This is a genomic window from Scytonema sp. PCC 10023, assembly GCF_963920835.1.
Classification (GTDB): Bacteria; Cyanobacteriota; Cyanobacteriia; order Cyanobacteriales; family Nostocaceae; genus Kalymmatonema.
The window spans coordinates 1-10,536 of record NZ_CAWUDP010000180.1 but is presented as its reverse complement, the minus strand read 5'-3'; the positions used below and the strand labels follow the sequence as shown (position 1 = coordinate 10,536).

The 10,536-nt window shown below is 44.9% G+C and carries 7 protein-coding genes; 2 read left to right on the top strand and 5 right to left on the bottom strand.

Features of this window, described 5'->3' with window-relative positions; genetic code table 11:
- Positions 1 to 30: 30 nt before the first annotated feature.
- The 5 genes from ACM0OZ_RS46410 to ACM0OZ_RS46390 form a co-directional block, all read right to left on the bottom strand.
- Complete coding sequence (locus tag ACM0OZ_RS46410) at positions 31 to 420, bottom strand: DEAD/DEAH box helicase (RefSeq protein ID WP_414589737.1); 390 nt, start codon at positions 418 to 420, stop codon at positions 31 to 33.
- Positions 421 to 489: 69 nt separating this feature from the next.
- Positions 490 to 4,593, bottom strand: coding sequence for a hypothetical protein (locus ACM0OZ_RS46405; RefSeq protein WP_414589735.1), 4,104 nt, complete (start codon positions 4,591 to 4,593; stop codon positions 490 to 492).
- On the bottom strand, positions 4,590 to 4,853 hold the full coding sequence (locus ACM0OZ_RS46400; protein WP_414589733.1) for a hypothetical protein: 264 nt from the start codon (positions 4,851 to 4,853) through the stop codon (positions 4,590 to 4,592). Before ACM0OZ_RS46400 ends, ACM0OZ_RS46405 begins: the two co-directional genes overlap by 4 nt.
- Before the next feature lie 316 nt (positions 4,854 to 5,169).
- Positions 5,170 to 5,925, bottom strand: coding sequence for a hypothetical protein (locus ACM0OZ_RS46395; RefSeq protein WP_414589732.1), 756 nt, complete (start codon positions 5,923 to 5,925; stop codon positions 5,170 to 5,172).
- Positions 5,926 to 6,088: 163 nt separating this feature from the next.
- On the bottom strand, positions 6,089 to 7,309 hold the full coding sequence (locus tag ACM0OZ_RS46390; RefSeq protein ID WP_414589731.1) for an IS1096 element passenger TnpR family protein: 1,221 nt from the start codon (positions 7,307 to 7,309) through the stop codon (positions 6,089 to 6,091).
- Between the two features lie 139 nt (positions 7,310 to 7,448).
- On the opposite strand from ACM0OZ_RS46390, the gene ACM0OZ_RS46385 reads away from it, so the two are divergent.
- Together ACM0OZ_RS46385 and ACM0OZ_RS46380 are read left to right on the top strand one after the other, a co-directional pair.
- On the top strand, positions 7,449 to 9,638 hold the full coding sequence (locus ACM0OZ_RS46385) for a Tn3 family transposase (RefSeq protein ID WP_414589730.1): 2,190 nt from the start codon (positions 7,449 to 7,451) through the stop codon (positions 9,636 to 9,638).
- 16 nt (positions 9,639 to 9,654) lie between these two features.
- The gene (locus ACM0OZ_RS46380; RefSeq protein ID WP_414589728.1) at positions 9,655 to 10,398 is read left to right on the top strand and encodes a Tn3 family transposase; all 744 of its coding nucleotides are present in this window, start codon (positions 9,655 to 9,657) and stop codon (positions 10,396 to 10,398) included.
- The last annotated feature ends 138 nt before the right edge of the window (positions 10,399 to 10,536 follow it).

Here is a 10,536-nt window from a genome sequence, read left to right as displayed (position 1 = left end):
CATCGAAGTCGTTCTCAAGCAAGCTGCGTCCTAATGAAGATGGCTATGGCTATATATGCTCGTGTGACACTCATCAACGATGACCAGACCTATGTCCGGCGGTAAGTCTCGATTTTGCAAAGTTTGCACCATCCCAATTTGCACAGGTGCGGCGGGGGTGAGTGGAACATTAGCCCAAATGATTCCACACTCAATGCCATATACGTTTTTCAAAGTAGCAGCAGTTTGGTCAATTAGTTTCGTCCGGTGAACCAGAAACAAAACACGCCGTCCTCGGCTAACGGCATCTGCAATCATCTTTGAAGCGATGACGGTTTTGCCTGACCCTGTTGGTGCGTAAATAAGAACTGATTTTAACCCACTTCCGAAGAATTGATAAGTATTTCTGATTCCTTGGTGCTGATAATCGCGTAATTTCATGATTAAATCAATAAATGCGGACAGCGAACCTGCCCTTATCTCGCTAGGGGTTAATTTTTATGCAGAGGGTTAAGACGCGATCGCCTGATCAGCCACCTGTTCTTCTAGTAGTTTTCCAAGTGCCAAGAATTCCTGTTGCCATTCCTGAGGTAACATCGTGAGCATCTGTCCGAGCAGCTGCGCTCTATCGTTGAAGCTCAATGCTCTTAAAACGCGCTCAAAGCTTTCTTTACCAAGAGACTCAGCCGATTCCATGATTTGCTTAACTCCATCTTCGGGAGTCTGGGCGTTTTCTTCCAGCACCAAAGGCAAGTAGGTCTTAGCTGCGAAAAATTCGTCCTCAGTCAACGCGTCACCGTCACTCAAAGGGGTGTTAGTTGTCCTATATAAGGACTTTAATAGGAACATTAACACCCTCTTGAAGGCGGCAAAACCACCAACAACCTCCTTGGCGATTTGGCTGATCCGGCTCCGATTACACCCAACAATTTGAGCGATCGCTTTAGTAGTGAGTTCCTTGCCTGCGTCAATCACCTGCTTGGATGCCTCAAGAACAGCCCAGCAAGTTTGTTCCCCCAAACTGCCAGCACTGGGGGTAATCTGGAATGCCGTTTTCAGTTCAAACTCGGCATCTGGGAAGTACTCGCGTAAATAATTTAAATCCTGATCGGAAGCAACATACCAGATAAGCTGCTCCCCTTCGCGGCGAGAGCTTCTCAATCGCCATCCGCACTGAGCAACCTCACTTTGTACCCGTTCCTGCACAAATGTAGTGAACTGGGGATTCCCCTCATTGGGGTTACGATCGCCCGTTAAGGTGGTGTACTCTAGCTGCAATTGCCCAATATTTGAAAATGGCGTCCCAAATGTCAGTAACGCGCTCTTCTGCTGGAACGCGTTAGATCCACGGTTGTCGTGAAACCAGTAACCGCTTTCCGCTTCCTCTGCTGAATTGCCCACACACGCGGAGTGGTCAAGAACCCCAACGTTTTCCTCTCCGTGCTGTTCAAGAATTGCCCCTGTGATAGCTTTTACTCGCTGCTTCATGCTTTCAGAGCGATCGCGACCCAGCAACCCCATGCCCGTAACTTGGACAATTTTTAAATTCGCGTGACGCTTGCGTTGTTGACGAATGACTATAATCTCACTTGGGTCAACGTCCAAGTCCTGTGCTAAAGACTCCCGAGTTTTGGTTCCGTCAAGAATTAGTGTAAAATCTGCTTGCTTGAGTTGCTCACGGTGGCGATCGTCTCTAGTGAAAATCGTAAGTTCTTTGAAGCTGACTCGAAAGGACCCGCGCTTCTCGCCAAGCAGAATTTCTAGTAACGGAACTATGCAATTACTGGGCATATTGGCGATCGCTTCTCTGTTCTCCTTGTCGGCTTCTTTCTGCATTGCGTGGCGGGCTGCTCTTAGTGCCGCAGCACTGCCTCGGCGATCTTCACTAGCCATCCCGTCTAACGTGACCGAATCCGATTCTTTTAACAATGTCGCTAGTTTTGGGCTAAGCGCCCGGATAACAGCAAGATGCTTCTCTAACCCTGTTAAATCACCTAATATTGTCCGGATAGCCGATTCATCCCATCCGTAACGGGTTTCTGATGTGATATCGTGTTCGCCGTTTAGGATGGAGCGTAGAGCAAAGATGATTGGTTCTAGTGCTGCGATCGCATCTGGCAGTTCTTTGGTATTCTTTTCTACCTCGGCAATTTTTTCTGATATAGCAACAGATTCTTTTATCAAATCAGCTACTTCAGCATCTAGTTGAGCAATCTCAAATTCCAGTTGTTTTATCTTTTCTGCTTTGTCGTCCTTACTCTTAGGTAAAAATCCTAGATCTAGCTGCTGGTGAGCGTTCATTAAAGCAAGATGCCCCTCAAGCTTCTCGCTTTCTGCCATTTTGGCATTAATTTCTCTTTGAAGGTGTCTTTGCTGTTCTTTGAATTGCTTTATTGTTTTCTCGGCGTTGTGAACTTGGCTCTTAAAGTACATCCAAGCATTATCGAAATCCGATAAGGTGGTTTGAGTTTGGCTGTACCCGCGAAATTGTGTAAACTCATCTACAATCACAGCTACCCGTTTTGGGTTCCCTCCCTCCTCTTTGGGGGTGCTTTGCATTTTTGTGATATCGGGCAACGAGTCCAAATTGCAGCGGATTCTGTCGCTTGCAAGAGCGTCTCGGCGCTCTTGACGGAAAGTATGCCGTGGTATCGTCGGTAACTTGTCAACCCCAGCACAGTTCGACTTCCACTTGCACGTAGCGCAGATGGGATTACTAGCAGCCTCCGCCTGTGTTTCTGCGTCGTACCCCTTGGATGCAAAGATGTGGAACAGATGAGCTTTTGAGCAATTGCCCTCTATATTGGCTTCCTCACCTGGCTTAGCCCAGCGGACGTAAGGAGCATTTAATGGGGTTAGTTGCGTGGCATCGCTCACTAGCCCGTCGTGCCGAACGGGTAGATCCGTGTAATTTTGCTCAATAGAGGCAACTGTGGGGTTCCGATGGGTTGGTGAAGTATAAAATATTGTGTTCACTCCCAACAGATCTAGAGTTAGCTGACCCGCTAGGTGGCTTTTTCCTGTACCACCTTCGCTGTTGTCTAATACAATCAACCGCTTGTTTTCGGCTGCTGCTTGCTGTGCTAACGCTTGAATTGTGGCAAGATGGTCTTCGGCTTCAAAAGTCACCGCGTTGTCATCCGACCAAAACGAGCGACTTTTTTTGGCTTGGAATTTAGGCGAACATCGTAACGCTAGCGCCTTGCTCTTCAGCTTCTGTAATCGGTTGCTGAAGAAGGATTTGAAGGATTCTTCTTGCTGCAACTCGATGTGGCGATCGCAGTACTCCTGCCACCGCTCAAAATCTGCTTCCCGCTTCAAAAATTCCTGGTAGAGTTCCTCATCCGGCTCATCCCACTGCTGTTGTGGCAACTCCGACACAATCACGCCAGCAAACTCACAGAATTCTTTCGCCGCTTCTACCCACGCCTTCCCTGTGGGGTAAGTTGCACCAAGTCCATGTCTCAACTGCCACCAGTAGGCGAAAGCATTTATCTGTCGGTTGTCAGTGCAACTGAGGCACGCAAACCCCCACCCATCGCCGTTTTTTCGAGGGGCAATCCACGCAGATGTTCCGGATGTTGACGCATGCCAAGGACAGCAGCCACGTGCTTTACCAGAACCATCCCACTTCCACTTGTGTCCTACCCAGTCAAACGCGTCGGAGCCTAGCTTTACAGCAGCCTGGTTGACCGCATCAAGTAAGTTGTTACTACCAATAGTTCCAGTGCGTCGTTGAGCGCGTTTGATTTCAAGTTTGACGTGACGGATGTTCTCAGGCAAGTTTTCCTCTGGCAGCGCTGCGACTTCCCGAACTTTAGCTTCTTTTTCCTGGTGAGACAGTTTTCTGTTTCTCAGAAAGCGAAAAATTTCTCCCCATCGTTCTTTGGATAGCCCTTGAGTAAATCCCCCTGCTTTGTCGAGGATTGACTCAAGCTCTTCGGGCGCATACGCTGTCTCTGATTCAAACTCTAAGCTTTGATACTTCCCTTTCTTTATACGAGGGAACCCCGCCAACCTCATCTCTCGATTATGGTTTTGAATTACCGGATCGGAGGTGAAAACAGCGATCGCTTTTCTTTGTAACCGTTGCCAAGTCTCTGGGTCTACTTCTGTGGTAAGGCTGTAGTAAACGTGTAAGCTTTTCCCCCCAGAGAAGACCACCAGTGAAGGAACTAGTCCAAACTCTGCTGCCCTTCGGTTTATTTTCTCCCACTGAACTGATAGAGCATCGCTGTCACACTCAATAAAAATACAATTAAATTTACTCGTGTGACCTGCGCCAATCCCGTCTTTTGGGTGATTGACGATGTAAAACATTTCCTCCCCCTGCTGAGCGAGGGAAAGCAGGTACTGGTAGCCATTAGGGTGATACTTGCCCTTATTCCATATTGATCCGCCTTTAGGATCTGGAATTGGGTTACCTTCAGCGTCTTTCTCTTTTCTGCATTCCCATACAGCAAGCCCAGATTCCGTAAGTTTTGCGGTATGAATTTTGTTATTGCTTACTTTAATCCAGATTTGGCTGTCCGATGTGTAGCCTAGCCGCCGCAACTGTCGCTGCAGCGCTTCAAAACCTGTAACCGGATTAGAGGTGATGGGCGAATAGCTCATGCCGCACCTCCCGATTGTTGCAGGCACTTCAGCATGAAAAGTGCTGTTTCTCCCTGAAATCCGTGCAATTCCAGCAGTTCCAAGCAATCACTGAGTTTTTGGAGTTCAATGAAGTGATCTAATTGCGAAATGAATGAACTTCTCCAAAAATCCCCTTGCTTTTCATTATCGAAATCCGATACAATGGATGCATCGAAATTCGTGTTTTTCTTGGGAAGCCCCTCTGCATAAGGGGTTTTTCGCTTTTTGAGGGTTTTCACAGGGTTACTCCTTCTTTTTGTGGAGTGGAACCCCTAGCTTTTTCGCCTCTCGAATTGCTAACCTGACAATAACAAGTAGTTTGTGTGTTCCGAGGTTTTCGCTTCGCCTTTTGATTTTGAGCGGGAGAAACTCAGGGTTTTATCTCTTACGAGATTTTGAGCATTTGACTGTCAGATCGAGAAAGGGCAAGAGGAAGCTAAGGGACCACCTTTTTTTTTATGTTTTTTGTGTACTTCTTCAGTTTAGGGGTATTTTTAGCCAGGTCGATCTCTATTTAAAAAGTCGCAAAAGCCTTGCCCCACAAGCGTTTTATATCTACTGCATTCTTTTGCTACGCCCTCTATTCTCTTTCACCTCCGTGCCATTGCCGATAATAACGCAAGAGCTATCGGCTATATATTTTACTAAAAGCTTCCGTAAGTAGCCTAACTGCTTGTATTGGTCTCCAAAAGTGGAGCTTTTAGCCGACTCTTCCAGGCACATATCTATAAAATCAGCGCTGTAAGGTTCTTTTTTTCGCTGATACGGGTTCGTGTATTCATTGTCCTCCCCAAGCTTAATAAAAAGCTTAGAGTTTTCATTTTTCAATTTGGCTTTGAACTCAGTACTCGTCAAGAAAGCATCTTTTTCGACATCCACGCTATTGATGAAAATAAAACGCTCTTTAACCAATCCCTCAATATACTGGTATGGATTAATACCGTAATCGTAAGACAGTATCTTCAGCAATTTAAGAGATTGTTGGATAAACGCTGTGTGATTGCGAATACTTTGCTTGATATCTTTGCTATCCTGCTTCTTCAAGTGATAGAAGTCCACCGGAATATGAATTCCATATTCTTCCTTAATGAAATTCACCAATACTTGCCTTCTAAGGATTACGGATGCCCAATCTCTCTCAAAATTTAAATCATCGGCTTTGAATAAATCCACTATCCTGAGTCGAAAGTCAGCAGGTATTTTTTGAACGACTTCCGAAAATACCCTCAGATCGGATTCGCGTTTGTTTAGAAGCGTTATCTCTTCGACGATGGCTTTATGCATTAGCTTGATAAGTTCTTTTTGGATCACGAAGCCTCCACTTTTGGTTTGCGCTCAAAAACTTGGATGTTGGGGTGAAATCAGCGAGGCTGTCGTTTGCCGCCACTTGATGGCTAAAAAGCTTGCATAGAAAGCATTCCAGAAAAAAATGGCTTCTACAGCTACCAAAACTGTTATTGAAAATACCAGTAGATCATTTGAATTCTTGTAACCTTTGATTAACTTCATTGATGTCGAAGGTATCTGGATTAAAGCTTTCACCTACCCACTGCATCCTCTCTTCATATTCTGGATGCGACGGGTCACTAATAATTTCCAGTAATTCTGCATAGCCCCAAGAACCACCACAATCTTCAGGAGGACAAGCACGCTTCCCAGTGATACATACAGGGTAGTTTGTATTTGGAGAAGATGGTAGCTCTTTTTCTACCAAAATTTCGTGTTCCCAGCTATCCCCAAAATCGTAAGTGTAGGAGAATTTGGACTTCTCACCCTTAACCACCTGACTTAGCTTAACAGTATCTGTTGAACGCACATTAAACTCTGGTTGAGATTGACCGTAATCAATGCCAGCAATCGAAAAAAAATGCATATGATAGTTATCCCAGCCCATTACCTCTTGCACAATCAGATGTAACTGTTGAAGCGTCGTTGAACTTAATACCTGTACCCTTCTCCAAATAGGGGGTCGAATGTCCTTGAGGGTGATTTTGAGTTGGTAAACGGTTTGATGAGAAGCAGATTTTTTCGTTGCCATAGTTGCTTGCTCAATATCAGGTATCAATTTTGCCTGGTTGGAAATAGTTGCGTTTGACAAAAGTCGATGTCGTTTGACAATCGAATTGACCGTTGTCTTCGAGAGATGGAGCGAAGCGGCAATTTGACGGTAAGAATACCCAGATTGCACCATCTGCAAAACTTTGGGAGCCAACTTGTCTGCTTTCACCCGTTGTCCCGGTTGCCTACCAAACTTCTGACCTCGTGCTTTAGCTGCGGCTACCCCACTCCGCACCCTTTCTCGTACCAAATCCCGTTCAAACTCAGCCAAAGATGCCATTAGATGGGCAATTAGTCTGCCTTGTGGTGTATTCAAATCGAATTGCAATCCAGTTTGGGCAATTAAAGAAACATGCCAACTATGGAGTGACTGCAACGTCGAAATCAAGTCAATGGTGCTACGTCCCCACCGGGTCATCTCTGTCACCAAAATGGCATCAATGTTATGACTTTGAGCTAACGCCATAACCTTTTGTCGCTCAGAGCGGTTGTGTTTAATTCCAGAGGCTGTTTCCTTCCAAACACCAACCACCTCAAAACCACAAACAGCAGCATACTCTAGTAAGTCCCGTTCTTGCCGCTCGCAGGACTGGTCAGTTGTGGAAACCCGACAATAAATGGCAACTTTTTGTACCAATTGAACCCTCCATAATTTGGAAGTCTCAAACCCGCACTGCACCGTTCAATTTTAGTGTACCAAATAACTTACACTTTACCTGATACGATAATTAGATAAACTTTTGTATCCTTGTGACCAAGGTGAGGAGTGGTAAGGAGTGAAACGTCAATGGGATGCAGAAGAACTAATCGAGAATTTTACGCTCGAACCTTCAGAAATAGCATTGCTAGATCATAAGAGTGAAGTGAATCGTCTTGGCAAAGCTGTTCTGCTCAAGTTTTTTCAAATGGAAGCAAGATTTCCACGTTTCGGAGCTGATGTGCCTTATATGGTTGTTTCCTACATAGCAAGACTTCTTTCTTTGTCACCACAGCAATTTAAAGAATACTCGTTTAATGGACGCACCATTGAACGTCATCGGGCAGACATACGTTTATTTTTTGGCTTCCGAGAAATCACACCTCAAGATAAAGAGGATTTGAAAACTTGGCTATGCGAGAAAGTTTTGGCATATGACCGTACTGAATCCCACTTGGAAGCAGCAGCTAGAAAACGCTTGCGCGAGTTGAAGTTAGAACCACCGACGCCAGAGCGGCTTGAGCGTTTAATCAGGTCAGCGGTGAGTACGAATGAGAAAATCTTCTGTGCTGGGATATTCAAGCAAATTCAACCTCTGACATTGAAGAAAATGGATGCCTTGGTCAATACCCAAGAAGGATTAGAGGATAACATGAGTCAATTTAAACAATCAGTTTTTAATTTTCTCAAGACTGACCCTGGTCGAACCAGCCTCAAAAGCATCCTCAAAGAAATAGAAAAACTTCAATGTATCCGGGATTTGGGACTACCAACCAAACTGTTCGCTAGCGTTCCACCCAAAATTATTACTCACTACCGCCGCAGAGCATCAGCAGAGACTCCTGGCGAACTACGTCGTCATCCTATCTCCATTCGCTACACACTCATAGCCGCTTTTTGTTCAAGACGCAGCCAAGAAATTACCGACAGCTTGGTAGAGTTACTTGTTCAAATTATTCACCGTATTTACGTTAATGCTGAACGGCGGGTGGATAAACAACTTATTGAAGAATTTAAACAGGTTTCTGGCAAGCCGCGCTTATTATTTGAAATTGCTACTGCGTCATTAGAACACCCAGAAGAAGCAGTTAAGGATGTGGTTTACCCAGTTGCTAGTCCAAAAACACTGCAAGCGTTAGTCAAAGAGTATAAGTCAAATACTCCCACATATCAGGAGAAAGTTTACACTGTGATGCGCTCATCATATCTGCATCACTATCGACGCATGATACCCCAACTGCTCTCTACATTAGAATTTTGCTCTAATAACGATACACATCGCCCGGTAATTTCTGCTTTGGAATTACTCAAAAGATACCAAGGCAGTAATCAGCGATACTACGCTATTGGGGAAGAATTATTTATTGATGGTGTCCTAAAAAGTGGCTGGCGAGACCTGGTTGTAGAATTGGATAAGGATGGGCAAGAACGGGTTAATCGGGTCAATTACGAAATCTGCGTGCTACAGGCACTACGGGATAGGCTACGCTCTAAGGAAATTTGGGTAGTAGGGGCTAAACGGTACTGTAACCCTGAAGAAGATCTACCTCAAGACTTTGAAATACATCGAGAAACATATTACAAAGCTTTAGGGCAACCATTGGATTCAGAAACCTTTATCAGTCAGCTTCAATCCGAGATGACTCAAGCTTTAACGATGCTGGATAAAGGAATGCCCAACAACAAGAATGTGAAAATTCAGAAAAAGAAAAATGGCTGGATTTGTGTCTCTCCACTGGAAGCACAACCTGAACCGCTCAACATTGTGCAACTCAAACGCCAAGTTGACAAGCGTTGGCACATGACAAGCTTACTGGACATACTTAAAGAAGCTGACTTACGGATTGGCTTCACGTCACATTTCAAGAACACGGGTGTACGCTCCAACCTCTCTAGTGATATTTTACAACGACGACTATTGTTATGTTTGTATGGTTTGGGTAGCAATACGGGACTTAAACGTGTCTGTGCCGGAATCGATGGTGACAAAGAAAATGACCTGCGTTATATCAAAAAGCACTATATTCACAGGGAACACTTACGCAATGCTATTGCAGCTGTTGTAAATGCCATTTTTGGGGTTCGTAAGTCTGCAATCTGGGGTGAAGGTACTACAGCATGTGCTAGTGATTCCAAAAAGTTTGGTTCGTGGGACCAAAACCTGATGACGGAATGGCACATCCGATACGGAGGTCGGGGGGTGATGATCTATTGGCACGTTGAGAAAAAATCTGCCTGCATTTATTCTCAACTCAAAACATGTTCATAAGCGTGAAGTGGCAGCAATGATTGAGGGATTGATACGTCATTGCACTGACATGAAGGTAAAGAAAAACTATGTCGATACGCACGGACAAAGTGAAATTGCTTTTGGTTTCTGTCGTTTGCTGGGCTTTGAGTTGATGCCTCGCATCAAACGCATCGGCTCCCAAAAGTTATCTCTGCCGACTGCTGGTCAGAAGCCAGATTTTCCCAACTTGCAACTTGTACTTGCCAAAGCGATTGATTGGGAACTTATTCGCCAGCAATATGACCAGATGGTTAAATATGCTACTGCACTACGGTTGGGAACGGCGGAAGCGGACACGATTTTGAGACGTTTTAATCGTTCCTCTCCTCAACATCCAACACAAAAGGCACTTTCTGAGTTAGGCAGAGCAGTCAAAACGGTTTTCCTATGTAACTACCTCCATAACGATGCTTTACGACGTGAGATTAATGAAGGGCTGAATGTAGTGGAGAATTGGACTAGTGCTAATGGTTTTATTTTTTACGGCAAGAACAGTGAATTTGCTACCAACCGCCTGGATGAACAGGAATTATCGGTGTTGTGCCTGCATTTGCTGCAAATAAGTCTTGTTTACATCAATACCCTGATGATTCAAAGCGTTTTGGCGGAGCCTGCTTGGATGGAGCAGATGGCGAAAGAAGATTTGCGAGCGTTATCACCCTTGATTTGGGCGCATGTCAATCCTTACGGTACTTTTCGACTGGATATGAATGAGCGCTTACAACTGGATGCTGCCTGATGCTATTTTTTTTCTGAAACCCAATCAGGATGAACCTTTCAACCATCAAGTGGCGGCAAATGACAGACTCGCTGATTTCACCCCTTTATGGTTGGGTACGACACAATCAACTCCCCACACTATTTAATGTAAAGAACT